Annotated in this window: 22 protein-coding genes; 5 read left to right on the plus strand and 17 right to left on the minus strand. The window is 60.7% G+C overall.

Annotated features, from left to right (window positions below):
* Positions 1-62: 62 nt before the first annotated feature.
* Positions 63-554, plus strand: a complete 492-nt coding sequence (locus KTF55_RS01650; RefSeq protein ID WP_217107509.1) for a hypothetical protein — start codon at positions 63-65, stop codon at positions 552-554.
* A 100-nt stretch (positions 555-654) separates the two neighbouring features.
* Here KTF55_RS01650 and KTF55_RS01655 read toward each other — a convergent pair whose 3' ends face one another.
* On the minus strand, positions 655-2,121 hold the full coding sequence (locus KTF55_RS01655; protein ID WP_217107508.1) for an ATP-binding protein: 1,467 nt from the start codon (positions 2,119-2,121) through the stop codon (positions 655-657).
* Positions 2,122-2,742: 621 nt separating this feature from the next.
* Between KTF55_RS01655 and KTF55_RS01660 the strand changes: the two genes are divergently transcribed.
* Complete coding sequence (locus KTF55_RS01660; RefSeq protein ID WP_217107507.1) at positions 2,743-5,787, plus strand: insulinase family protein; 3,045 nt, start codon at positions 2,743-2,745, stop codon at positions 5,785-5,787.
* A 368-nt stretch (positions 5,788-6,155) separates the two neighbouring features.
* Entirely contained in the window at positions 6,156-6,752 is a 597-nt protein-coding gene (locus KTF55_RS01665; RefSeq protein ID WP_217107506.1) for a 5-formyltetrahydrofolate cyclo-ligase, read from the plus strand.
* A 42-nt stretch (positions 6,753-6,794) separates the two neighbouring features.
* On the opposite strand, the gene metA is transcribed toward KTF55_RS01665, so the two are convergent.
* The gene (gene metA, locus KTF55_RS01670; RefSeq protein ID WP_217107505.1) at positions 6,795-7,721 is read right to left on the minus strand and encodes a homoserine O-succinyltransferase; all 927 of its coding nucleotides are present in this window, start codon (positions 7,719-7,721) and stop codon (positions 6,795-6,797) included.
* 210 nt (positions 7,722-7,931) lie between these two features.
* Between metA and KTF55_RS01675 the strand changes: the two genes are divergently transcribed.
* Positions 7,932-8,909: an L-lactate dehydrogenase gene (locus KTF55_RS01675; protein ID WP_217107504.1), complete on the plus strand. Its 978-nt coding sequence runs from the start codon at positions 7,932-7,934 to the stop codon at positions 8,907-8,909.
* A 133-nt stretch (positions 8,910-9,042) separates the two neighbouring features.
* On the opposite strand, the gene KTF55_RS01680 is transcribed toward KTF55_RS01675, so the two are convergent.
* The 12 genes from KTF55_RS01680 to KTF55_RS01735 all read right to left on the minus strand — a co-directional run bounded on the left by KTF55_RS01680 (position 9,043) and on the right by KTF55_RS01735 (position 22,577).
* On the minus strand, positions 9,043-10,011 hold the full coding sequence (locus tag KTF55_RS01680) for an SIS domain-containing protein (protein WP_217107503.1): 969 nt from the start codon (positions 10,009-10,011) through the stop codon (positions 9,043-9,045).
* 144 nt (positions 10,012-10,155) lie between these two features.
* The gene (locus KTF55_RS01685; protein WP_217107502.1) at positions 10,156-10,911 is read right to left on the minus strand and encodes a GntR family transcriptional regulator; all 756 of its coding nucleotides are present in this window, start codon (positions 10,909-10,911) and stop codon (positions 10,156-10,158) included.
* A gap of 2 nt (positions 10,912-10,913) precedes the next feature.
* Entirely contained in the window at positions 10,914-12,890 is a 1,977-nt protein-coding gene (locus KTF55_RS01690) for an ATP-dependent DNA helicase RecQ (RefSeq protein ID WP_217107501.1), read from the minus strand.
* A 321-nt stretch (positions 12,891-13,211) separates the two neighbouring features.
* A complete protein-coding gene (locus tag KTF55_RS01695) occupies positions 13,212-13,931 on the minus strand; it encodes a GntR family transcriptional regulator (protein WP_148332770.1) in 720 nt (239 codons plus the stop codon).
* A 220-nt stretch (positions 13,932-14,151) separates the two neighbouring features.
* The gene (locus KTF55_RS01700) at positions 14,152-15,159 is read right to left on the minus strand and encodes a YitT family protein (protein ID WP_195521476.1); all 1,008 of its coding nucleotides are present in this window, start codon (positions 15,157-15,159) and stop codon (positions 14,152-14,154) included.
* A 355-nt stretch (positions 15,160-15,514) separates the two neighbouring features.
* Positions 15,515-16,144, minus strand: coding sequence for an HAD family phosphatase (locus tag KTF55_RS01705; RefSeq protein ID WP_217107500.1), 630 nt, complete (start codon positions 16,142-16,144; stop codon positions 15,515-15,517).
* Positions 16,145-16,304: 160 nt separating this feature from the next.
* The gene (locus tag KTF55_RS01710) at positions 16,305-17,288 is read right to left on the minus strand and encodes an SIS domain-containing protein (RefSeq protein ID WP_226790479.1); all 984 of its coding nucleotides are present in this window, start codon (positions 17,286-17,288) and stop codon (positions 16,305-16,307) included.
* 197 nt (positions 17,289-17,485) lie between these two features.
* The gene (locus KTF55_RS01715) at positions 17,486-18,319 is read right to left on the minus strand and encodes a PTS system mannose/fructose/sorbose family transporter subunit IID (protein WP_035136780.1); all 834 of its coding nucleotides are present in this window, start codon (positions 18,317-18,319) and stop codon (positions 17,486-17,488) included.
* Between the two features lie 13 nt (positions 18,320-18,332).
* A complete protein-coding gene (locus tag KTF55_RS01720; protein ID WP_022095161.1) occupies positions 18,333-19,127 on the minus strand; it encodes a PTS sugar transporter subunit IIC in 795 nt (264 codons plus the stop codon).
* Positions 19,128-19,163: 36 nt separating this feature from the next.
* Positions 19,164-20,087: a PTS mannose/fructose/sorbose transporter subunit IIAB gene (locus tag KTF55_RS01725; protein WP_217107499.1), complete on the minus strand. Its 924-nt coding sequence runs from the start codon at positions 20,085-20,087 to the stop codon at positions 19,164-19,166.
* Between the two features lie 183 nt (positions 20,088-20,270).
* Entirely contained in the window at positions 20,271-21,353 is a 1,083-nt protein-coding gene (locus tag KTF55_RS01730) for a DMT family transporter (protein ID WP_217107498.1), read from the minus strand.
* A gap of 231 nt (positions 21,354-21,584) precedes the next feature.
* A complete protein-coding gene (locus tag KTF55_RS01735; protein ID WP_006235139.1) occupies positions 21,585-22,577 on the minus strand; it encodes an SIS domain-containing protein in 993 nt (330 codons plus the stop codon).
* 205 nt (positions 22,578-22,782) lie between these two features.
* Between KTF55_RS01735 and KTF55_RS01740 the strand changes: the two genes are divergently transcribed.
* Positions 22,783-23,505 carry a GntR family transcriptional regulator gene (locus KTF55_RS01740; RefSeq protein ID WP_217107497.1) on the plus strand — a complete coding sequence of 241 codons (723 nt, stop codon included), beginning with the start codon at positions 22,783-22,785 and terminating at the stop codon, positions 23,503-23,505.
* Between the two features lie 21 nt (positions 23,506-23,526).
* On the opposite strand, the gene KTF55_RS01745 is transcribed toward KTF55_RS01740, so the two are convergent.
* The 3 genes from KTF55_RS01745 to KTF55_RS01755 all read right to left on the minus strand — a co-directional run bounded on the left by KTF55_RS01745 (position 23,527) and on the right by KTF55_RS01755 (position 26,127).
* A complete protein-coding gene (locus KTF55_RS01745; protein ID WP_217107496.1) occupies positions 23,527-24,117 on the minus strand; it encodes a GNAT family N-acetyltransferase in 591 nt (196 codons plus the stop codon).
* 75 nt (positions 24,118-24,192) lie between these two features.
* Positions 24,193-25,218, minus strand: coding sequence for a low specificity L-threonine aldolase (locus KTF55_RS01750; protein WP_118271027.1), 1,026 nt, complete (start codon positions 25,216-25,218; stop codon positions 24,193-24,195).
* Positions 25,219-25,263: 45 nt separating this feature from the next.
* Positions 25,264-26,127, minus strand: a complete 864-nt coding sequence (locus KTF55_RS01755; RefSeq protein WP_217107495.1) for a phosphatase PAP2 family protein — start codon at positions 26,125-26,127, stop codon at positions 25,264-25,266.
* Positions 26,128-26,193: the final 66 nt, after the last annotated feature.

Below are 26,193 nucleotides of genomic sequence, written 5' to 3' on the forward strand. Positions count from 1 at the left end.
ATACTGATGTAGCACGTGTTTCATCCGGGCTTGTTGGACCGGGTCGTTCATGGGAGGGCCTTATGGCTGCTTCGAATCCACCTAAGGGGAGCGTTTCTTCTTCGTCCATCAAGCCGGTTACGCGCAAGGCCGTGCGCTGCCAGCGCGAGGTCGCCTGGCTTATCACGCAGGCGGCGGGCAGGCTTGTGGCGACCACCCAGGACGTCAATGCGCCTACGCCGAGCTTTGTGTTAGCGGCGGCGCTGGATTTTGCGCGCCAATTGGAGCTTGCCGCACAGGATACCAGCGGCCACCTCGACTACCAGAATGTTATGGCGCCCGACCTGCAAACGTTCTGCCACATGGCCAAGTTGCCCGCCGCGCCCAATGCGCTTTCGGACGCAGGCTACATGTTTACGCTTTCGGGCGCGGACCTTATCCGCGATATCTACGCATACTGCAGCGAGCTCGCCGAACGCAGCGTCTTTGGCACGGCTGAAGTCAAACCGGGATATGTCATCAAGCTGGTTCTTAGGCTGTTCTTGATGGACGGGTTCGGGGCCATGCCGGCGTAAGCCGAGTCTTTAGCATCACCGTCGACTGGGCAACAACCGCTTTACCTTAGTGGGCGCCAATCGAGGGTCGATTATTGAGTCGCCTCGTCCACTAACGCATTTATTCCACGCGCTCTGACAGTCGATATTTGCGGTTGCGGCTTGTCGACGGCGCCGTGGGCTCAAGCTCGCCTTGAGCAATGAGCGCGTTGACGCGCGACCTAACCTGGGAAATTGTAAGCCCCGTGCGTTCTGCCAGCTCACGCGTCCCCAGCTCGCCGTAGTGTTTGAGTGCCGTCACAATTAAGCCCCCGCCATGATCGACCGGCTCGATCTTTGAACGGTAAAGTACGACCTTGAACCGATCGAGCCCCGGGCAGAACAGGGGCTCGGCCAGACCATGCGCGCGCATGGCATCGATCATCATCGGGATGCCCGAGCCATTGCCCTCAGCCGGCGAACCTGCGCCATCCGGCAGCGGGACAATCGACATGAGTTTCACGAGCGTCGCGTTACGGCATCGGGAGCTGCCGTCAAACAAGTTCTCGCGAGTCTTTCCCCCGTAAAGGCCGCCAGGATTCGTCACCTCGACACGATTGTCAAAGACGTCGACGGCAATCGATTGTCCACAGAACCGATCCCCGTATTCTCGATGGATTACGGCGTTGGCGATTGCCTCGCGCAGAACCTCCTCGGGAATCTCCAGCGAGTCGACACGCGAGACACCTTGGACGGTCGAGGTTCGCCGCAAATTCTTGGCGACGGCCGCGACAGCATCCGAGATCATCTCGCCCAACGTTCCCTCACAGATTGTGCGGTCCATGAACCTCAGCGACCCCGCCATGCCCTTCTGAGTTCCCGCATGGACAGCCACGTCAATGAAGAGCTTGGGATAGAACTGCTGAGGGTAGGTGCCCACAACTAGGAGTCCAGCCTTGGTGACATTGCCCTGGGAATCAAGGATATTTAGGCGCTCCAGCTTCGTTTGTTTGTCCGGCGCGCCGCGCATTGCCCGGGGCGTCAACGAGAAAGCCCGATCTATCGTACGGTCGACCAGCGTCTCGTCGAGATTGTCCGCGCCCGCACCCGCCACCGCGTCGCGATCGCTCGGAGTCGCTCGACCGTATGACGCCAATGCGAGCACCTCAGTCGATGAAAGCGGCACATCTTTGTCATCGATGCGCTTGTAGCTGCCGCCCTGGGCGCCCCGCTCTATGACATAGCAGGGCTTGCTCGACGGATCGAGCTCCTCAATCGTAATGACGAGAACGATGACGCCCTGAAGCTCCACTCGCTCGATCGTGTATTTAGGCGGATTGGCCAGCTTTCCTCGACCGCCCGCATCACCCATGCCTGACACAAATTGGTTGAGCACTTTCTCGGTCTCGAAGTTCTCAACCGGGACAAAACCTGCGCGCTCACTCACTCCGAGCACGATGATTCCGCCGGCAGTGTTCGCGAATGCGCTCACCGTTTCCCATACGTCGCGGGAAAGCGTCGTGGCGCTCTCCTTCACTTCGACGTTAAGATCATCCGAGCCCATACGCCTTAAAGACTCAAGCAGACCGGTCAGCTCGTTTTCGTTCATCTGCACGTCCTTTCGCTCGGTCCTGCGGAGAATGCCGCGGATAGATTTCCCTCGTCTCTCAGTTATCTCTCGTAATTATCTCTCATTTATCTCTCTATCTCTCGGCTTAGAGATAAGAGATAGATAGAGATGGAATGTCTACCATTTGCTTCATTTATACATATTTTTGCTGGTAGAACAATCGGTATTGAGACAATACCATGATTGCCTGTCTCTTTGCTGCTCAGTTATCTCTCATATTTTTCTCTCATCTTCCTGTCATCTCTCATATTAGAGACGAATGAGGGACGAGAGATACGCGAGTGATGGACGAGCGAGGATTTTCGGACGGTCGGATATCGAGAGTGGATATTTGGACGGTTTTTGGGGCTTTTGCGGCAAATTCCGTCCAAATATCCACTCTCGTTCGATAGGTATCCGGAAATCCTCGCTCGTCCGTCCGAATATCCACTCTCGTTTGGCGAGTGTCCAATTTTCCACGCTCGTGCGGCGGGCACGCGAGCCCTTCGCCCAATCCGCTGGCATCGTCTCCAGTTCGCCGCAGGGTCGCGGCCCCATATGGGTATACTCTCGAGGATTCGACTCGATTCGCCCCCGCTGGGGCGTCAAAGGAGACTGCATATGCCCACCACCTCAACCGACCCGCGCGCCGCAGCCGCTGCACTGCTGGTGCCCGGCACTACCTGCCACGGCTTTGCCGTCGAGCGCCGCGAGACCGTGCCCGAGCTCGACTCGGACGCTTACGTGCTGCGACACACTGCCTCGGGCGCTCGTCTGCTGTACCTGGCGTGCGACGACGAAAACAAGGCCTTTGCCATTGGCTTTAAGACGCCGCCGGCCGATTCCACCGGCGTGTTCCATATTCTTGAGCACTCGGTGCTGTGCGGATCGGCCAAGTTTCCCGTCAAGGAGCCGTTTGTCGACCTGATCAAGAGCTCCATGCAGACGTTCCTCAACGCCATGACCTACCCCGACAAGACCATCTACCCCGTTGCCACCACCAACGAGCAGGATCTGTATAACCTGATGGACGTGTACCTGGACGCGGTGTTCAACCCGGCCATCTATACCAAGCCCACCATTTTTGAGCAGGAGGGCTGGCACTACGAGCTGGATCTGCCAGAGAGCGCCGAGGGCGAGGGCGACGGCAGCCCCGCCAGCCTGCGCGAGGGCACGCTGCGCTATAACGGCGTGGTGTTTAACGAGATGAAGGGCGCGCTGTCCGACCCCATGAGCGTGCTGGACGACGCCATCAACGCCGCGCTCTATCCCGACACCGCCTATGCGCACGAGAGCGGCGGCGACCCGCGCGCGATTCCCGCGCTCACCTACGAGCAGTTCCTGGACACGCACGCGCGCCACTACAATCCTTCCAACTCTTATATAACGCTCTACGGCGACCTAGATGTGGACCGCGCGCTGGCGTTTTTGGACGAGCGTTATCTGTCGCAGCCGAGTGCCGCGAGCTGCCGCATGGACGCTGCCGTCGCCGCCGGCGAGGACCCGTCCACGCTGGCGCCCAATCCGCTGGGCGTGCAGGCACCCGTGACCTGCGAGTACAAGCGCGTCGAGATGGCCACTACACCCGAGAACGCCCTGGTGGGCCTGGGCCTGGTGCTGGGCAGCGCGCTCGACCGCAAACGCACGATCGCGGCGGATATCCTGTTCGAGGCACTGCTGGGCTCCAACGAAGCACCGGTTAAGAAGGCCATTCTGGCCGCCGGCCTGGGCGGCAACGTGGTGAGCTACACCGCGGCCGAGAGCCTGCAGCCCTACGAGCTCATCATGCTGCAAAACGCGCAGCCCGGCGTGGCGCGCGAGCTGCGCCGCATGTTCCAGGACGCCTGCCGCGACCTATGCGAGCATGGCGTTCCGCACGAGCGCCTGGAAGCCATCATCAGCAGCAACGAATACGACCTGCGCCAGCGCGACTACGGTATCGCCGACGGCGTGGCCATTGCGTGCGACGCGCTGAGCACGTGGCTCTACGATGACGACGCCGCGACGCTGGCGCTCAAGTACGGCCCGGTGTACGAGGAGCTGCGCGGCGACCTGGACGGCAGCTATTTTGAGGACCTGCTGCGCGAACTGGTGCTGCAGAACGATCACATGGCACTGGTCGAGCTGGTGCCGGTGGACGCCGCCGAGGGTTCGGAGGGTGCCGAGGCCGCCGAGCTGGCAGCCAAGCGCGATGCCATGACCGATGCCGAGCTGGCCGACGTGGTCGAGCGCACGGCCGCGCTGCGTGCCGCGCAGGAGGCGGAAGACACACCCGAGGCCAAGGCCACGCTGCCGCGCCTGCGCGTGTCCGACATTGGCGAGGCGCGCCCCGAGCCGCCACTGGTCGTGGACACGACCGCGCCCATCCCCTGCCTGCGCCACGGCATCCCCACCAACCGTCTGGCCTACGCCATGCAGTATTTCGACCTGAGCTGCGTCGCGTTTGAGGACCTGCCCTATGTGACGCTGCTCTGCCGCCTGCTCAAACAGCTGCCCACGAGCGAGCACTCGGCCGAGGAACTCGACAACTTGCTCGCCGGCAAGCTGGGCTTTTTGAGCTTTACGACCGAAGTCATGACGCAGCCCGAAGTAGACGGCGTGCGCCCCTACCTGCTGGTGAGCGCCGGCGCCCTGTCCGAGAAGATCGATGCACTGGCGAGTCTGCCGCGCGAGGTATGGTCGAGCACGCTTTTGGCAGACGCCGACGCCGACCGCATGCGCGACGTGCTCACGCAGATTCGCATTGGGCTTGAGCAGGGCTTTATCAACAACGGCCACTCGGCGGCGCTCGGTCGCGCGATGAGCTACAGCTCGCCTTCGGCCGTGGTGCGCGAGCAGCTTTCGGGCGTTGATTTCTATCTGTTCCTGCGCGATCTGCTCGACCACTTTGACGAGCGCCTGGACGGCCTGCGCGCCAAGCTTACCGAGCTGGCGGGCCGCATCTTTGTGGCCGACGGCTGCATGGCGAGCTTTACCGGCAGCGACGAGGACTTTGACGCGTACTGGGATGCCGCGGGCGACCTGGGGCTGGACGCTGGCGACGGCGCCGATGCCGGCCGCGACGCGCTCGTGGTGCCGGCGCCGTGCGACCGCCACGAGGCTTTTGTCATCCCCAGCGACATCTGTTTTGCCGCGCGTGCGTGCGATCCGCGTCGCCTGGGCATTGACGTGACGGGCGCCTGGGCGGTTGCCGCCAACGCGCTCTCCTACGACTACCTGTGGAACGAGATCCGCGTGAAGGGTGGTGCGTACGGCTGCGGATTCCGCGCGGCCGGCGAGCGTCAGGCGGCGTTCTACACCTACCGCGACCCGGCAATCGACCCCTCGATTGAGCGCGTGGCGCGCGCAGGCGAATGGCTCGGCAGCTTTGAGCCCGACGAGGCCGCCTTTGAGGGCTTTATCGTGAGCTGCGTGAGCGGCATGGACGCGCCGGTGAAGCCGTACGCGCTCACCAAGCGCCGCAACACGACCTACCTGGCCGGACTCGATCCGCATGCACGCGAGGAGCGCCGCGCCCAGATGCTCGCCGCCACGCCCGGTGAGCTGCGCTCGCTCGGCGCCGACGTCACGCGCATCGCGGCCACCTCGCCCACCTGCGTCTTTGGCGGCCGAGACGTCATCGCCAAGAGCAACGCCGGCTTCAACGTCATCGACCTGCTGGGCTAACCACAACAAAGGTAGATTTTTGGGACATGCCCGGAAATCTACCTTTTTCTGCGGCTTGGGCGAGGCGGCGCAGCCCACCGCGGCGGTTTGTCTCGATCTGTACATCTAGACGGCAATATCGGCTCCAGATGTTACAGATCAAGACGTTCCCGAACGGCACTAGCTCTTTGTCTCAATCTGTAACATCTAAGTCCAATTTTGCCGAGTTACTGTTACAGATCGAGACAAACCGCCGCAGACGCCCATCACGGCACAGACCGCCACGAAGGTGCATGTGTCCCCTTCGTGGTTGTTTTTGCTGTTTACCCAGATAAAACCCGCCAAAATAAACCTGTCCCTTTTTGGCAGGTTTGCTAGAGGAGGTTGGGATGGACAAGGCTAAATTGCGGCGAGCGGTGATTGCCCGGCGCGATGCGATTGATTTGGATGTGCGGGCGGCGAAGTCTGCTGATATCTGTGCGCGGCTGGTTGAGCTGCTGGGCCGCTTGGATGCCGCGGCGCCGCGCATCGTTGCCGTCTATGCCGCGATGGGTTCCGAGGCAGACCCTGCCGCGTTTGCCGCTGCGGCCGCCGCGCGCGGCTGGCGCGTGGCCTATCCGTGCATGCTCTCGGCAACAGACGCCGTGGCTTGTGGCCAGCGCATGTGTATGCGGGCAGTTGCCGCCGACGATGCGTCCGCGGCTCCGTTTATCGCCCACCCCACGCGGGCCTTCGCGGCCACGGACATCGACAGCAACCACTTCCCTATCGTGCCTGCCGAAGCTCTCGACATGATCGTCGTGCCGCTCGTGGCCTTCGACCAAACCGGCGCGCGCCTGGGCTACGGCGGCGGTTGCTATGACCGCTATCTGCCCATGCTCTCGCCCGCATGCCAAATCATCGGCATCGCCTTTGACGAGCAGCGTGTCGACCGCGTTCCCACCGACGCTCACGACCTGCCGCTACCCCACATCATCAGCGCCTAATCGCCGCCACATCAGCCACGGCTACAGCAGTACCATCGCAGCCTAGTGCTCCTCGCCGGCGCGGGCCAGGTCGTAGGGCGTGGTCTGGTAGACGTAGTAGTTGAGCCAGTTGGTGTAGAACAGCTGAGCCTGGCTGCGCCAGACGTTGCGCGGCTCGGCGGTGGGGTCGTCACCCGGAAAGTAGTGCGCCGGCACCTGAGGGTTGAGGCCGCGCTTCACGTCGCGCTCGTACTCCAGGCGCAACGTGTCGGTATCGTACTCGGGATGGCCAAAGACAAAGAAGCGATGGCTGTCGGTCGACTTGACGATGTACAGGCCCACCTCGTCGGACACGGCCACGACCTCAAGCTGCGGCTCGGCCTCCACGTCCTCGCGACGCACATCGGTGTTGCGCGAATGTACGGCATAGAAGCGGTCGTCAAAGCCGCGGACCAGCGGGCTTTGCGGCTTCACCAGATAATGCTCGAACACGCCGCTTGCCTTTGCCGGCAGGTCATACTTCTGGATACCGTAATGATGGTACAGACCGGCCTGCGCGCCCCAACAAATGTGCAGCGTGGAGTGCACGTGCGTGGTGGACCAATCCATGATCTGGCAGAGCTCGGGCCAGTAGTCGACCTCCTCGAACGGCATCTGCTCCACCGGCGCGCCCGTGATGATCAGGCCGTCGTAGTGGATGTCGCGGATGTCGTCGAACGTGCGATAGAACGTCTCCAGGTGGCCGGCGCTCACGTGCGTGGCCTCGTGCGTTTTCGTGCGCAGCAGGTCCACCTCCACCTGCAGCGGCGTGTTGGAGAGCTTGCGCATGATCTGCGTCTCGGTGGCGATCTTGGTGGGCATGAGGTTGAGGATGAGCACGCGCAGCGGACGGATGTCTTGGTGCAGCGCGCGGTACTCGGTCATGACAAAGATGTTCTCGCTCTCGAGCTGCGCGGCGGCAGGGAGGGCGTCGGGGATGCGAATGGGCATGGATGCTCCTTACGAGTCAGTTGCAGCTATGGTACAACGAGCGGCCCCATCCGCGCGAGCATATCGCCCAGCGATGCCGTCAGCGGCCCAAATCACTCCAAAAGTAGAGATTAAGGCATGCCCAAAAATCTATGGCGCTTTAGCCTAGCAAAGTGGCAGCAGGACGTTACAATGGTTCGACGCGAAAAACTCGGCCGAAAGGATACATATATGTACCAGACGCGTAAGATCGGTGTGGTCGGCCAGGGCCACGTAGGAGCACATGTTGCCAACAGTCTGCTCATGCAGGGCATTGCCGATGAGCTGTACCTGTGCGATATCAACCAGGCCAAGGTGACGTCCGAGGTCCAGGACCTGCGCGACTCCCTTTCGTTTGTCCCGTACAACACCAAGATCGTCAACTGCTACGACCACTACGAGGAGCTTGCCTGCTGCGACGTCATCGTCAACGCCGCCGGCAAGGTCGCACTGGCCGCCGGCAACCGCGACGGCGAGCTGTTCTTTACCACCGACGCCGCCCGCACCTTTGCCAAGCGCATCGTCGACGCCGGCTTTGACGGCATCTTCGTGAGCATCTCCAACCCCTGCGACGTCGTGTGCACCGAGCTGTGGCACCTGACCGGCTATGATCCCAAGAAGATCATCGGCTCGGGCTGCGGCCTGGACTCCGCCCGCCTTCGCACCGAGATCTCCAAGAAGGTCGGCGTGAGCCCCAAGTCCATCGACGCCTACATGATCGGCGAGCACGGTTTTAGCCAGCTTGCCGCCTTTAAAGCCGCAACCATCGCCGGTAAGAGCCTCAACGAACTTCAGGCCGAGAACCCCGACAAGTACGCCTTCGACCACATGGAGATCGAGGAGCTTGCACGCAAGGGCGGCTATGTGACCTACCAGGGCAAGCAGTGCACCGAGTACGCCGTCGCCAACTCCGCCGCGCGCGTCTGCGCCGCCGTGCTGCACAACGAGCACGCCGTGCTTTCGGCATCCACGCTCATGACCGGCCATTATGGCGAGGAGGGTATCTTTACCTCCCTGCCGTGCGTGATCGGCGCCGAGGGCGTCGAGGAGGTCTACACGCTCGACCTGTCCGAGCACGAGCTCGAGGGCTTCCACAAGAGCTGCCAGCACATTCGCGACAACATCGCCCAGCTCGACTGGTGGGATGCCGAGGCCTACGACGCCAAGTAAGCGTCGGTTGCCGCGACACCTCGCTCATACGGACGCCATGCAAAGCGGGCCGCGCCGGAAACCCATCGGCGCGGCCCGCTTTTTGACTCACACGACACGCTTGCGAATCGAAGGTGAATACTTTTCCCGGTACCTAGTACTGCTCGATGCCCATGTAGCGACGAACCTCGGGGCTGTGATCGAACACCTTGCCGCGTGCGGCGCGCAGCTCGCAGCTCATGTTGTAGAAGAAGATCGGCTCCAGGAACGAACGCACGCTAGCAGGCACTTCACCCACGCCGTACTCGAGCGCATCGAGCACCATGACTGTATCGGTGTGCGTGTTGAGGAACGCCAGCGCGCGCTCCTCCATGGGGCGGCACTCGCCCGATCCGAGCTGCACAAAGTAGAACACGCCGGGCTCGGTAGCCTCGAAAGGACCGTGGAAATACTCGCCGGAGTGGATGTAGCAGCAGTGCTGCCACTGCATCTCCATGAGCGAGCAGATCGCCATGGCATAGGTCTGGCTAAAGTTGGGGCCGGAGCCCAGGATATAGAAGAACTTGTGCTGCTGGCAGAGCTCGGCAAAGCGGGCGCCCAGCTCGGCGTTGACCTTCTCACGGGCGGCGGGCAGCAGCGCATCCATCTGCTTGAGGCCCTCATACATGTCGGCGAGTGCCTCGTAGCCTTCCTGCTGGTCGAGCAACTCGGCGGCGATCAGAGCGCCGATGCCCTGCGGCACCTCAGCCTGCGACACACCCTCACCCCACGGATAGACCCAGGTAGTCCACTTGCCGTTGTCGATCTTTGAGCCCTCGCAGTCGGTAAGGGCAATGACCTCGGCACCGGCGGCCAGCGCCATCTCGCAGCCGTCGACGACCTCCTGCGTGTTGCCGCTGTGGCTGCAGGCGATGACGAGCGACTTCTCGCCAAGACTCTTGGGAGCCATCAGGCAAAACTCGCGCGCCGTGTAGACCGTCGAGGTAAACGTGGTGGCCTCACGCTTGAGCAGTTCGTTGGCCGGCATCAGGTCGATCATCGAACCGCCACAAGCGATCCAAAAGACGTTCTCGATCTTGCCCTTGCGCTCGATGATTTCCTGAACCAGATCATGTGCGTTCATGCTGATGCTCCTCCTTGTGGGGCGGCTTTGAACGACGACAGCTCGTACCTGTTGTCGTTCTATGTTGTCCTATTTATAGCACGTGTAACAACGCCCGTGAAGTCATCTCAGCAAATTTGTTCTATATTGTTCTATCTGTGGACGTTAGATGTCAAAGACGTAGCGCGAGCCCACGATCTTTTGGCGGCCGAGCAGTAGAGGGCGCCCGCCGGCGTCGGTAAAGTAGGCCTCCATATAGAAGAGCGGCTCGCCGACCGGCACCTCCAGCAGCGGGGCCGTCTGAGTATCGGCAAGCGCAATCTCCACGGTGCAGGGGTCGGACTTGAGCGGCGCGCGACCCGAATGCTCGGCAACGAGCGCAAAGATTGAGTTATCGGTGAGGTCCTCGTCGGCCAGCGTCTGCAGGTAGGGATGGTCGGCGAGCACAAAGGCGTTGTTCTCGAGCATGACGGGAATGCCGTCGGCCGTGCGCACGCGCTCGATAACGATGAGCTCGCAGCCGGGTTCCACACCAAAAAACGCCGCATCCTCGTGCGTCGCCGCGACCACCGTGCGCGACACCAGACGCGCACCCGGCACCATGTCGTTGGCAGCACAACCCTCAGTAAAGCTCTGGACGTCACCCTTCTGGCGAATCTTGCGTTTGAGCTTGGGAGCGCACACAAACGTGCCCCTCCCCTGCTGGCGGTTGAGATACCCCGCACGCGACAGCTCCTCGATGGCGCGGCGCACGGTGATGCGCCCCACGCCGTAGGACTTCGCGAGCTCTATCTCGGCAGGGATGCGCGAGCCGGCTGCGTACACGCCGCGCGCGATCTCGCCCTTTAGGTCGTCCATAACCTGCTGGTACAGCGGCACGGCGGGCACGTCAGTGCGGTCGGTTTTATCGTCGAATGCCATCGTTACGCTCCATCCCGCGCATGCTCGGGCTCAAACTCTTCAATCGCCGCCATAAACTGCTCGCCAAAGGCGTCGGCTTTTTTCTCGCCAATGCCGTTGACCTGGATCAGCTCCTCGCGCGTCTGTGGACGCAGGCGGCACAGGCCGCGCAGGGCCTTGTCGGAAAAGACCATATACGGCGCCATCTCCAGCTCCGTCGAGATCTCCTTGCGGAGGGCACGCAGGCGCTCGAACAGCTCGGCATCGTCGCCAACGCGCGGGCGCTGATCCAGCTCGGCCTCCTCGCGCAGCAGATCGACGGCGCGGCGGGCGCAGGCCGAGGCCTTGCGCTTGGACGCGCGGCGCTTAACGGTAAAGGCGAACGCCTCGTCCTCGACCTCGCCGGCACGCGGACCCAGTCCCACGACCGGGTACTGCCCCTGCGAGGTGGCCAAATAACCACGACCGCACAGCTGCCCGACGATGTCCTTGATGCGCCCGACCGATTCGCTCGACAGCTCACCGTAGCCGCGGTCCTCGTCCAGATGCATCTGGCGAATGCGCTCGGTGTTGCCGCCGTGGAGCACGTCGGCGATCAGCGACTTGCCAAAGCGCATGGGACGCGTGGCCACATAGCGCACGGCGGCGCGGGCCATGCCGGTGACGTCCTCGACCTCGAACTGCGTGAGACAGTTGCTGCAGTTGCCGCAGCCCGCGGCGTCGTCTGCCGTGCCGCCCGCGGCGGCTGCCGCATGCTCGGCCGCGGCCTCATCGCCAAAGTAGCGCAGCATGTATTCGCGCAGACAGCCGGTGGTATTGCAGTAGCCCTCCATCTGGCTGAGCAGGCGATAACGGTTCTGGAGCGCCCACGCGCGCTGCTCGTCGTCGAGCGCCTCGTCGGCCGCATCGCCGCGGTCGATCAAAAAGCGGCGCATACGAAAATCGTTACCGTTCCACAGCAAGTGACAGCTGGCCGGATCGCCATCGCGGCCAGCGCGGCCCGCCTCTTGGTAGTATGCCTCGATGCTCTCGGGCACGTTGTTGTGGATCACGTAGCGCACGTTGGGCTTGTCGATGCCCATGCCAAAGGCGTTGGTGGCAACCATCACCTGAATGTCATCGTCGATAAAGGCACGCTGGCTCTGGCGGCGGGCGTCGTTGCCCATGCCGGCATGGTAGCGGCCAACGCGAATGCCGCTGGGTCCCAGCGCCTCGGCAAGCTCGCCCGCCAGCGCATCGACCGTCTTGCGAGTCGAGCAATACACGATGCCGCTCTCGCTCGAATGCGCAATCACGTAGTCGCGCACCCAGGCAGTCTTGGCCTTGTCGCCCATCTCCTCGCAACCAAAGTAGAGGTTCTTGCGATCGAAGCCCGTCACCACCGTCGCGGGGTTTTGCAGGCCGAGCATCTGCTGAATGTCCGCACGCACGCGCTCGGTCGCCGTAGCGGTAAAGGCCGCAACGATGGGGCGCTGCGGCAGGGAATCGATGAACTCACGAATCTGCAGATAGGCGGGGCGGAAATCCTGGCCCCATTGGCTCACGCAGTGGGCCTCGTCAATGGCCACGAGCGGCACGCCAATGCCGCCGTCGGCCGCAGCCTCCTGCGCAAAGGCTAAAAAGCGCGGCTCGAGCAGGCGCTCGGGCGCCACGTACATAAGCTGGTAGCGGCCCTCGCGTGCCCGTTTGAGCACGGTATTTTGCTGGGCCGGAGTAAGGCTGGAGTTGAGATAGCTGGGTCGCGCACCCGCCGCGAGCAACGCACGGGTCTGGTCCTCCATAAGCGACAGCAGCGGACTCACCACAAAGGTGATGCCGGGCAGCATGAGCGCGGGCACCTGGTAGCAAATGGACTTGCCGGCGCCCGTGGGCATAACGCCCAGCGCATCGCGACCGGCAAGGATCGCATCGACCATGCGGTCCTGTCCCGGGCGAAACGAGGTGTAGCCAAAATAGGCGCCGAGCGTGTCGAGCGCCATCTGCTGCATGCTATCGGTCATGGTTTCCTAACGTCCAAGTCATCTGCCGCCGATTATACGCCGCCACGCGGACCGGTGCCGCACGGCTGTCGGCCACGGGCAACGCAATCCAAAAGGAACGAGCGTGGGATTTTTGGACACTTTCCCAACGGCTAATCTCTTGACAAGCGCGCAAACGTCGCTGGTTGAGCATAAGTCAGCGAAAACGCCCCTAAGCGAGCAAGGTGACGTGAAAGAGGAGGGAAGCGTACTTCGGTACGCGACCGACGATTGAACGTCAGATTGCCGCTTAGGGGCGTTTGCAGCGTCGAGCCGTTACGCGGTTTGGTAAAACCGCGTAACTTACATGACCATAACGTAGCGCGATCCCACGTAGTACTGCTTACCCATCAAAACCGGCTCGTCATCGGGACCGGTAAAGCCGGCACGCAGGTTGAGCAGCGGATCGTGCGGAGCAATGCCCAGCTCGGCCGCCTGCTCGGCGTTAGCTCGAACGGCCTCGACCGTACGGTAGCCAACCGAGACAATCGGCGTTCCGCCAACACGCTCGACCTCGGCAAAAATCGACTTGTCCTCAAGATCGGCCGTCAAAAGCTCACGGTAGGCGTCAAACGGCACAAAGATGTTCTCCTCAAAGATTGGCTCGCCGTCGGCCGTACGCACGCGCTTGATATGCAGCAGCAGCGCATCCTTCTGCAGGCCAAAGAACTCCATCTCGTTTTGGCGCGCCGGCACAATCTGGCGATCGACCACATGTGCACCGGCCTTCATGCCGTTGTTGGCACACAGCGCGGTAAACGTCTGCAACGTCGAGGCGTGAAACTGGCGGTTGATGTGCGGCGTGGAAACAAAGGTGCCGCGGCCCTGCTGCTTAACCAGGTAGCCATCGGAGCACAGCTCCTCGACGGCGCGGCGCACCGTGATGCGGCTCACCTCGTACTGCTCGGCTAGCTCAAGCTCGGACGGAATACGCTCCTTGGGTGCATAAACACCTTTCTCGATCGCATCCTTGATTTCGTCATAAATCTGCTGGTAAAGCGGTGCATTTTTGGGTGTAGGCATATCTAATCACTCTTATCGAAATATCGAAATAACTAATACGTATATAACGTCTAGTTTCATGTTACCTCATAATGATAAAACGATACACCCTCCCTACCAAAAAGCGACAGCTTCATTTTGGTAGGTTTTATCTGGGCAAACGAAGGCCTCCCGAAAGCAGCGAGGCTTTCGGGAGGCTCAAGCGGACAGGATTGCGCCGTGCCGGCAAAATGCCAACACTCTACCTGCCGTCGTCCTGCTGCAGGCTGTCCTGCTCGCTGAGGCGCGCCTGCCTGCTGGCCATGCGTGCGGGCTTGTCGGGATCGGGAACGGCCGTGGGCATGGGCTCGTCGACATGACCACCCCACCAGCCGCCCACAAAGTTGAGCGTGTGGAACACGTTGATCACGGCGCCGGGATCAACGTCGCACACCAGCTTGATAATGTCCTGGCTCTCGTAGGTCGAGACAACGGTGTTCAGCAGGTACATCTTTTCGCGGCTGTATCCGCCGACGACCTCGGCGCAGCTAATGCCGTGCTGAAAATGGTTTACGTAGGCAGTCATGACCTCGTCTGCCTTACGCGTCGTGATCTGCAGCGTCACGCGGTCGTAGCGACGATAGAAACTGTCGATGGTCTTGGTCGAAATAAACTGGAACACGATGGAATACGCCGCCTTGTCCCAGCCAAACATAAAGCCAAAGATCGCCAGGATAAAGCAGTTGAAACCAAAGATGACGCCCCAGATGGTCTTGCCCGTGTGGTTGGAAACCCACAGCGCGATAAAATCGGTGCCGCCGGTGGATGCGCCGGATTTAAGCGCGATGGCAGCGCCCAGACCCGAGACCACGCCGCCAAAAATGATTAGCATGATCTTGTCGCCCAAAAATGGAGCGAAGTGAAAGACGTTAAGGAACAGCGACGAGAGCACGACCTGCATCATCGAGAAGATGACAAAGCGCTTGCTGATGCCGCTCCAACATAGGAGTGCCACGGGGATGTTGAGCGCGAGCATACCGAGCGAGATGTCGATGTGAACGCCGCCCAGCGAAGTAACGCGATCGAGCAGGACCGCGACGCCGGTGAGACCGCTCGGAAGCAGGTCGGCGGGCTGAATGAACGCCTGGATCAGGAATGTTTGGAGGACGGCGGAAATGGTGACCGCCACGGCAGTAATGGCACGGCGGACGATGGTGAGGCGGCCGAGCACGAGCACGCGGTCCGTGAGCTGATCGATGGCGTTCGCCACGTAGGTTCCTTTCGAAGGCAGATATAGTTGTGGGGCATGCCCGCGATTGTAGCATGGAGCGTGCGGGGGCGCTTCAATTCACCCTCTCTCGACAACCAAAGCGGGACCAACAGTCTCCACGACCAAAGGCCCAAATTACCAGTGAGTAGACTTTTTACGATCTGCCGAGCACACCCAAAACCGCCACCCCTGTGACCTGCGGTTTTGCTAGAGCAGATGCACTTTGTGCTCGTACTGCACCAAAAAGTCTACTCACTTAGTCCGAATCGAAGCCAAACGAATCCAAATAGAGGACAAATTAAGCCAATCCGCAGCAAAAGACGCATGAACCAATGCTTCTCGCGGCGGATTGACACTACAAAGCGGCCAAAATGTCGGTCAGGCTGTCGATGACAACGTCGGCGGCGGACTGATCTAGGTTGACGCCCTCGTGCGGACGCAGCGCCAGGACGCGGGCGCCGGAGCGCTTGCCGGCCTCGATGCCCAAAGGCGAATCCTCGATAACCAGGCACTCGGCAGGCTCCACCCCCAGCGCCTCCATGGCGCGCAGGTAGATCTCGGGGTCGGGCTTAAACGCGCTGCACTCGTGACCACTGATGGTGTAGTCCAGCACGTCGGCGATACCGGCAATCTCCACCAGCTCGTCAATAAGCTCGCGATAGGACGAGCTCGCGATGGCGCACTTCACGCCGCGCTCGTGCAGCTCACGCATCACCGGCTCCGCCTGCTCGTTGAGCAGCTCGGCATACGGAACGGGATGGTCCGGGCTATAAACCTGCTTGTACTCCACGCGCAGGCGCTCGCGCAGCTCAACATCGTCGGGCACCAGCGCCTCCCAAATGGCAGGCTCGTTAGACCCCGAAAGATCGGGAATCTCGTCAAAGTGGAACCCCTTCTCTTCCATAAACGCCACGCGGCGGCGGTTGTAGAACCACTCGGTATCGACCAGCACTCCGTCCATGTCAAACAGCACTGCCTTGATCATATGCATCTCCTCCCACCTGCCAAAAAGGGACAGGTTTATTTTGGTAGGTTTTATCTGGGGCTTTATGACGCGACAGACACGCCCTCCCCAGAGCAAAAAAGGGGATGGGGCGCAAACCCCATCCCCTCTCAATCAACCCGTAAGGTCTACTTACTTGTGATTAGTAGGAAAGCTTCCACATGTAGCGACGCATGGTCAGCGGGTGCTGACGGGCCTCGGCGATCTGGTTGCCGTACTCGCGCATAACGGCGAGGTGCAGCAGCGGGTTGAAGTAGGTGATGACGCTCGCGGGCACGGCGTCAGCCAGGCCGTAGTCCTTGGAGTCGATCAGAGCGACCTTGGCACCCATGCGCTCAAGGAAGGTGAGGGCGCGAGCGTCCATCGGACGGGTGGCGCCATCGGACATGAAGAAGACGTAGGGCTTACCCTCGGTGGAAACCTCGAACGGGCCGTGGAAGTACTCGCCGGTGTTGTAGGCGGCGGCGTCGATCCACTGCATCTCGGTGAACAGGAAGGCGGCGTGAGAATAAGCCATCTTCTCGGAGGCACCGGAAGCCATGAAGTAGATCATCTTGTCGTCCTTGAAGTCCTCGGCGAACTTCTTGGCGAGCTTCTTGCAGTGCTGAGCGGCGTTCTCGCAGAGATCGAAGATGTTGGTGAGGCCGGTGATCATGTCCTCGTAGTGGTCATAACCCTCGGTCTGCTGAAGGATCTCGAGAGCAAGAGCGATGGCGTAGCCGGGCTTCTCGCACTTGGCAGCGTAGTTGGCGTGGAAGCCGTGGACGATGACGTGGTCGGCGTCGACGGTCAGAGCGGAGCCAGCCTTGTTGGTGAGGGAGACGACCGGGCAGTTGTGCTTCTTGGCGGTCTTGTTGGCCTCGACGGTCTCGGGCGTGGAGCCACCGAGGGAGCAGGTGATCACGAAGGTGTGCTCGTTGACCCAGGAGGGCGTGTCGTAGTTGAACTCGTTAGCGGTGAAGATCTGAACGTTCAGCTTGTCCGTGTTGTTGGCCAGGAAGTACTTGGCGGGGTACAGGTCGGACATGGAAGCACCGCAGCCGACGAAGGCGACGCTGTGGATCTCGTGGTTGGACAGGACGTCAGCGACGATCTGCTTAGGGAGGTTAAGGTCGATCTCGTACATCTGACACATTCCTTTCGATTTTTGCGGCGCCACATTGCCGGGCGCACGCAGGGTTACCGTGATTTGGACCGAGTCGCCGGCCCGTTGAGGATGTGACAAAGGGACTGCCCTTTGTCACGTATAGGGATGGAAGCCTGCCTGGGGTATGGGATGCCAGGCAGGCTCCCCGGGGAAAGCGGTTAGACGCTTGGTCGCGACTAGGCCAGGATGCCGGCCGCGGAGAGGGCGATGCCGCCCACGATGGCGATCACGAGAAGCCAACCGGTGTTGACGTTCTTCTTGATGAGCCAGTACATAAGGCCGGTGAGGCCGAGGGAGATCATCTGAGGCATCATGCCGTCCAGGATGTCCTGGATAACGACGGTGCCCTCAGCGAACTGCAGCGGGGTGGTGGCGCCGATCAGCGTAGCGATCATGCCGCCCACGGACATAAGACCCACGATGCCGCAGACATACATGAGCTTCTCCATGAGGTCGCCGCCCTGAAGCTTGCTCAGGTACTCGTGACCGCCCTGATAGCCCATCTTGGCTGCGAACCAAGTGATCAGCACGGAGGGCACGATGGAAATGAGCATGGCCAGGATCGGGCCCATGATGGAGCCCTGCTGAGCCAGCTGAACGCCCAGGCCAAAGGCGATAACGCGGATGGTGCCCTGGAAGAAGGAGTCACCGATGCCGGAAAGCGGACCCATGAGGGAGGTCTTGACCGCGTTGATCGAATCGGGATCGAAGTTCTCGGGATCCTTGGCGTACTCCTCCTCCATGGAGGCGGAGAGGCCCAGGATGAAAGCGCTCGTCTGCGGGGTGCAGTTGTAGAACGCCATGTGACGGTGGTAAGCCTCTTTCTTAGCAGCGAGCTGCTTGGGGTCGGACTCATCCGGATAGAGGCGATCGAGCGTGGGAACCATGCCGTAGAGGAAGCCCATGTTCATCTGACGCTCGTAGTTCCAAGAGGCCTGGATGGCCCAGGAGCGCCAGAAGAACTGGCTGACCTTCTTGTTCAGGGACACGTCCTTGGTTGCGGTTGCCATAGTGTGTTCCTCCTTAGTCTTCGTCGTCTTCGAGCGGATCGTAGTCGGAATCGACACCGGCGGCTGCATGGGAACCATTGAACTTGAAGCCCATGAAGACGACAGCCAGGCACACGCCGATCAGAGCGACCGCGATGACGGACAGGTTGAGGTAAGCGGCGAGCAGGAAACCGATGAACAGGAACGGAGTCATACCCTTCTTGATCATCATGGTGAGCAGCAGGGCCAAGCCGTAGGCGGTCATGATCTTGGTCGAAACGTTAAGACCAGTGGACAGCCACTCGGGAACCATGTTGACGATGGCCTGAACCAGGTCGGTGCCAACAAAGACGGCGAGGAAGATCGGCAGGAAGTACATGATGGCGTACAGACCGGAGCCGGCGCAGATGTGCATACGGTAGGCGGTCTTGAACTTTCCGTTATCGATCGCGCTATCTGCCACATGGGTGAGGGCGGCGATGATGGAACGGAACACGATGCCGAGGAGCTGACCCAGGACGGCGACCGGGATGGCGATCGTCATGGCGGTCTCGGCGGAAGCATCGGTCAGGCACGCAAAGGCAGCGGCCACGATGCCGCCCAGGACCATATCGGGCGGAACGGCGGCGCCGACCTGCACCAGGCCCATGGACACGAGCTCGACGGCGGCACCGACGGCAAGGCCGGTGGGCACATCGCCCAGCAGCAGACCGACGAGCGTAGCGCCAACGAGGGGCTGCTCGAAGTTAAGACGACCGAGCAGGCGGGAGTCCCACATGCAGAACACGCCGACGAGGCCGACGAGCACCGCACTGATGAACGTATTCATACCCTTCTCCTTTCAGTCAGGCAAAAGCCTGGTTGATTACAGCTTGGCGTCGATGTCGACGCTCTGATACGTAGGGGTCTGCTGGACATAGAGCTTGATGCCCATGTCGAGCAGCTGGTTGACGTCGGCCTTCTGGGTGGCGTCGAGGAAGACGGAGCTGTCCTTGCCGCCGACCTGATCGGCACCGTTGTGGTTGGCGGTGGCGCCCAGGTTGATGGCGTCGAGCTTGTAGCCCTGGCAGAACTGCAGCATCTCGGCAGTGTTGCCAAAGACGAACATGACGCGCTCGCCGAGGGTGTTGAGCTTATCCATCTTGGCGAGGGCACGCTCGACGGTGAAGACGTTCAGGCGCACGCCCTGGGGCTTGGCCAGCTTAAGAGCGCCCTTCTTGATGTCATCGTTGGCGGCAGCGTTGTCGACGACGATGATGCGCTCGGCCTGGACCTTGGTGGTCCAGGTAAAGACGACCTGGCCGTGCAGCAGACGGTAGTCAAGACGTGCGAGGACGATCTTGGCGGGACCGGAGCTGTGACGGGACGCCTTGGCCTTCTTTGCGGGAGCCGCGGCGGCCTCGACCGGTGCGTTGGGGTTGGTCAGACCGGTGCGGGCCTCGTTGATGAGGGCCGCGAGCTCGGCGCCCTTGACGGGGACGGGGCTCATAGCGAGCGTGAGCGCCAGCGGGATGTTGAAACCGCTGACAACCGTAAACTTCGTGCCGTTCTTGGAAAGCTCGACCATGTTGTTGTTGACCGAGCTGCCGAGCATATCGGTCAGCACATAGACGGTGTCGTCCGCGTTGAACGTGGCGATCATGGCGTCCACCTTATTGGTGATGGGCTCCTTGTCGTCACGAGCAAGCGACACGACGTGGACGTTCGACACGTCGCCGAGAACCATCTCGAGCGTGTCTTTGGCGCCTGCGGCCAGGCCGCCATGAGATGCGAGAATGATCTGATTCATCTTGCCTCCTCCTTTTCGTTATGGTCATTATAACGTCTTATACGTTGCTTATATTGCTAATTAGTATAAAGACCGTTCGCGGGTGAAAATCGACCGTTGACGGGTTTAACGTACTTGAAACGTTGGGGCTGGGTAGGCCGGCGCTGGCTGGATAACCCCAGGTCGGACGCCGCGCTCAATCCCCTATCGCACGAAGTACCAGGGGCTTTCCTGCACGGTGGGCTCCAGCGCGATGCCGGTGCGCTCGCGGAACAGATCCATGTCCTGCGATTTCTCCGTCCACCACGCGTTGGGCTTAAAGGTCATGCTCTCAACGATATGGCCGACAAAGGCGCTGTTGCGCAGCTTGGAGAAATCGGTGTTCATAATCAGGATGGACGCGAGCACCAGCACGATGCCCAGGACCTTGATCGCGCCAGCGGGCTCGGCGTAGATGCCAATACCGACCAGAACGGTCGCCACGGTTTCGAACGAAGCCACGACCGGCACCTTCGATGTCTCAAGATCCATCGAAAGGCCCTGCATATAGAAGATGTACGCAAGAGCCGTAGGAATAAAGCCAAAGCCCGCGAACAGCAGAATGAGCTGCGGGGACATTGCCGCGGCTACATCGGACCACGGAGCCGAAAGCACTGCCATAAAGCATCCGCCAAAGACAAAGCCCCAAAACGTCACCGCCAGCGGATGCAGCGTCTTGGTAGCCATACGGCTAAACACCGCCAGAAGTGCACCGCAAAGTCCGGCGATCACACCCGACGCGACGCCCCAAGCCGAGAAATGGAAACCAGACAGGTCGCCGCTCGTCACCGCGAGCACGCAACCCACAATGTTAAAGACGATGGCGACGAGCTTGTTGGGGGTCACGTCCTCGCGATAAAGCACGCGGCCGAGCACGACGCCAAACACCGGCGAGGTGTAAAGCAGCACCGAGGCCGTGGACATGCCCACCTCGCCCATGCACTCGTAATAAAGCGTGTTAGCGGTGGCGAGGCCGATAATGCCAAGAAGCGCGCAGGGAACAAGCTCTTTAGGACTTGCCTTGAATAGTGCCATAGGACCCGAGGCTTTTCCCTCACGAGCACCTCCCTGGCAACCCATAAACGCCAAGACCGGAGCCATTAAGACGGCACCCGACAACAAGCGAAAGGCAGCCATGCTCTGGGACGAAACGCCCATGGCCGAGATGCCGTTTACAAAGATTCCGATGCTGCCCCACATAAGCGCGGCGATCAGCACCAGCACATAGCCCAGATTGCTTTTCTTCAACGCAGCCTCCTCAGTATTGTTTCCAATATGTTTCATACTACGTTATAGTCGTTATATACATTTTTCAAGACACAAATCGGCGAGCGGAAAAGTGATCCGTTTTCCTCCGTCCCCAGCGGATCATTCGGCGGTTGCGGTGAAATAGTTCCTAAATAGAGGCTTCAAACCCCCAAACAGGAACTATTCCACCGCAACTTATGAGGATATCGAGCTGTTAGGCCACTCTATCCCTTAGTAATCGAGCTTCCACATGTAGCGGCGTGTCATGTAGTCCTTGTGGGTGACGGCAGAGAGCGCACGCATGTACACGTTGTTGAGGATCGGGGCAAAGATCAGGTGGTTGAAGTACTCGCTCACGCTGTCCTTGATGTCGTTGAGGCCGAGCTCCTTGGCGTCGAGCTGATAGACGCGCTCGCCACCGTACTGGTTGACGAAGCGGATGCCGCGCTCGTCGTTGCAGCGGCTGCGGCCGACGCTGATGAGCTGGAACAGCGAGGTGCGCTTGTCCAGGATCTCGAAGGGGCCGTGGAAGAAGTCACAGGTGTTGATGGTGCAGGAGTCAATCTGCAGCATCTCCTGCACGTTGCAGATGCTAAAGACGTATGCGGCACCAAAGAGCGGGCCCTGGGCCATGACGTTGATGCAGGGCTTGTCGGCATTCTGCTCGGCCCACTTGGCAGCGAGCGGACGGGTGTACTCGACGGCCTTGCGATAGATGGGGTCGACCAAGTCGAACGCGGCCATAGCGGTCTCGTACTCGGCATAGCCCTCGGTCTGCTGCGTAAGCTCCATGGCGATCATGGTCACGACGGCAGAGTTGGTGCGACCCATGCAGGACTCGTCGACGGCCAGACTGTCGTACTGAATCTTGTAGTCGCAGACCTCGGTGAGGCCGGACTCGTCAACATAGATGGCGATGGTGCTGGCGCCGTGGTCCTTGGCGACCTGGGCGGCGACGATGGTCTCCTTGGTGCCGCGCATGGACACGACGACGGCCAGGGTGTTCTCGTTAACGTAGGCAGGAGTTGCGTGCACGAACTCATTGCTGGTGTAGCTGGAGCTCACGACCTGCGTGGCCTCGTGTTCCATAAAGTACTGGGCAGGATAGTTACCGCCGTTGGATCCGCCGGCGCCAATCCACACGACGCGCTTGATGCCGCCCTTGTCTGCCTTGTCAGCCAAAACCTGGGAGACGACATCCTTAACCTGTTCCTGAGTAGTCATCGTGCATCAGCCTTTCTTCTCGTTTGATGCTCTCGATGGCATACAAGTTACATACATGTTTTGGTTATGTCGACTAGTTGTATGCTATATTTGTCTTAGAAATATTGCTGATGCGGTTTTCGATAACTTGCTACCAGCGGTTTTGTTGTTGTATTGAATACATGCTTGATTAGATACGCATACAGGTTAGATACAGGTTGATCGCATGAACGCTTCATCTAAAAAGAGACTGACCCAATACGAGCGCTTGGCGGGCATGCTGCGCGACCGCATCGCCTCCGGCACCTATGCACGCGGAGACAAGCTGCCGTCCGAGATGGAACTCATGGACGAATCGGGACTGTCGCGCAGCACCGTGCGCCACGCCCTTAAGGTGCTCGTTGATGAGGGCCTGGTGCGCACCGAGCGCGGGCGTGGCGCCTTTGTGGCCGACACGCCCGCGCTCCACGAGAACAATCTGATGTTTTCGAGCTATACCAAGCAGGTCGAAGGCCAGGGCATGAAGCCCACCACGCGTACCGTGGACTCGGGCTTTGCCAAGGCGGCCGGCAGCATAGCTAAGTTCTTTGACGCCGCCGTGGGCAGCAAGCTCGTCAAACTTGTCCGCCTGCGTTATCTGGACGATGCGCCACTGTGCCTGGAAACCACCTATCTACCACCGAGCTTTGAAGCACTCATCGACCGCGATATCAACGGTTCGCTCTACGCCACGCTGCGCCAAGAATTCCATCGCGCGCCGGCACAGGGGCACAAGACCTTTGAGGTGTGCTATGCCTCGCAAAACGAGGCGTTTTTGCTCAACGTTGAGCGCGGGCAGGCGCTGATCTTGATCACCGACTACGTCTACGACACCGACGGCCGCCCGCTCCATGTCTCCAAGCGCATCCAACGCACCGACCGCGCCAAATACACCGAGCCCATCGGCTAACCTGCCAAAATAAACCTGTCCCTAAATGGTAGGTTTGGGGAGGTCGGGGAACCAGGTTGGTTTGGGTTGGTTAGGGACGCGCTCGGCTAGGACCAGCTCCATCCAACACATGTCGTACCAGCGGCCGAACTTTTGGGCACAGCGGTCAAAGGCGCCCACCAGGCGGTAGCCCATATGGGCATGGAAATCCTGGCTGTTGTGCGTCAGATACTCGTCGTCCTTGTCGTGCGGCACGGCGATGAGCGCGCACATGTTGGTGATGCCCATCGCGATCAGGCATTGCTTGAGCGCATCGTGCAGCTTGCGGCCCAGCCCGCCGTGGCGCACGTCGCGTGCCAGGTAGATCGACGTCTCGACCGACCAGTCGTATGCCTCGCGGCTGTTGAGCGGACTCACATAGGCATAACCTACCGGACGCCCGTCCAACTCCATCACCAGATACGGATAGCGCTTGAGCGTACGCTCGATGCGTCCGGCGAACTCCTCAACGCTCGGCACCTCGTATTCGCAGGTAATCGCCGTCTCGCGCACATATGGCTCATAGATGGCAAGCAACGCCGGCGCGTCTTCGGGCGTCGCCAGGCGAATCGCCGGCTCGGACATCTCGGTCATACAACCCTTCTTCCCAAAAGCAAAGGCCGCCCTGCGCCAAACCCAGCGCAAGGCGGCCCTCCTCGTCACATCAACCTACAGAACCGCCGCCAACGCGTCGATATCCTCCTGCGTCGTGGCCCAGCTGGTGCAAAAGCGCACCACCGTGTGGGTCTCGTCGTACTTTTCCCAGTACTCGATCGAGGCGTGCTCGCGAATGCGCGCCATGTCCTCGTTGGGCAGAATCACAAACTGCTGGTTTGTGGGCGTCTCCAAAAAGAACTGGTAGCCGCGCTCGTGCAGCACACGACGCAGCGCCTGAGCCGTCTCGATCGCCTGTCGACCAATCTCAAAATACAAGCCATCGGTAAAGAGTGCCTCAAACTGCACGCCCGTCAGGCGGCCCTTGGCCAACAGCGCGCCGTGCTGCTTAATGCGCGGAATGGGATGTGCCGGAGCGTGCATGCCGCAGAACACCACAGCCTCGCCGCAGAGCGCGCCGCACTTGGTGCCGCCGATGTAGAACACGTCGCACAGCTGCGCCAGCTCGGGCAGGGTAATGTCGCACTCATCGGCCGCCAGCGCATAGGCCAGGCGAGCACCGTCCACAAACAGCGGAATCTCGCGCTTCTGGCATACCGCATGAATCGCCGCGAGCTCGGCCTTGGAGTACAGCGTGCCGTACTCGGTCGATAGACTCACGTACACGGCGCCCGGGAACACCGTATGCTCGTAGCTCTCGTTTTCGTAGAACACCTGGATATAGTTCTCGAGGTCCTCGGCGTGCATCTTGCCCTCGTAGCCGGGGATGGTGAGTACCTTGTGGCCGCCAAACTCGATGGCGCCCGCCTCGTGGCAGGCGACGTGGCCAGTCTCGGCAGCAACGACGCCCTCGTACGGCGCGAGCAGCATGTCGATCACCGTCGCGTTGGCCTGCGTGCCGCCCACCAGAAAAAACACGTCGGCATCGGGGGCCTGGCAGGCCTCGCGAATAAGTTGCTTGGCACGCTCGGTATGCGCATCGGTACCATAGCCGGGCTGCGGCTCCATGTTGGTATCGACGAGCGCCTGCAGCACCGCTGGGTGTGCGCCGTGGGAATAGTCGTTGTTGAACGCGAGCATGGCAATCCTCTCTTACCGGGTATCGGCCAGATGATTCAAACGGAGCTATTGTACGCCGTTGGGATAGGCAATGCGCGCGGCAAGGCACTCGAGTGCCAGTACCAGAGCAAAACCGCAGCTCACATCACTCAAAAAGTGCGCCCCGATCACGATACGGCCAAACGCGACGAGCGCCGCGACCACAGCCGCCGTCCAAAAGACCACGCGGCGGCGCGAAGGCTTTTCCTTAAAGGCCGCCGCGGGAAGCCCGGCGAGCATAAGGCCGATCGCCGCATGCGCCGTGTGCCCGCTCGCGAACGACTTAAAGCCGTCCTTGATTACGCCGGCCGCGATATAGCTCCACTTGTCGGGGTTACCGATTACCCACCACGGCTGAAAATTGAGCCCCGGCGTGACCTCGATCACGCGCATGCGTGGGCGCGACCACAGCGGCTTGACGATCACGTTGAGGATAATGGCCTGAGCGACCCACACGGCAAGCACCATCAACGCCCAGCGCGTAAGCTCGTCGGGCTCGGTCGTGCGCGTGAGGCGATAGACGATAAGGTTGGCGGCGATGACCAGCACAAACGTCAGCACCAGCTGAACGGCAATGAGTTTACCGCCAACCCGCAGGGACGAAACGACCTCGTAGCCGGCCAGGCCAACGTTGACGAGAATGCCGAGCACGGCGAGCCATTTGCTCCCCCTGGAGTCGGGACGCACCGCGCGTACGAGCATAACGCCCGCGACGCTCGCCGTCAGCTCAAACGGCAGCTCGCCGGCGGCCTCGATAAAGCGACCGTACATGCTACCGATATTGAACAGCGCGCTCGAGATCTGATAATCGAAGAAACTGCCCACGCCCAGACAAAGGCACAAGACAACCGCGATAATGGCGGCATCTTTCTTATAGATGTATCCGAACATGCTTTCCTTTCGATGGGGTTGGAATCAACCTGCAAGGTGGCTGGGCAAAGAACAACTGGTAGCTCT

Source organism: Collinsella sp. MSK.8.10 (assembly GCF_019041915.1).
In the GTDB taxonomy this organism is placed as follows: Bacteria; Actinomycetota; Coriobacteriia; order Coriobacteriales; family Coriobacteriaceae; genus Collinsella.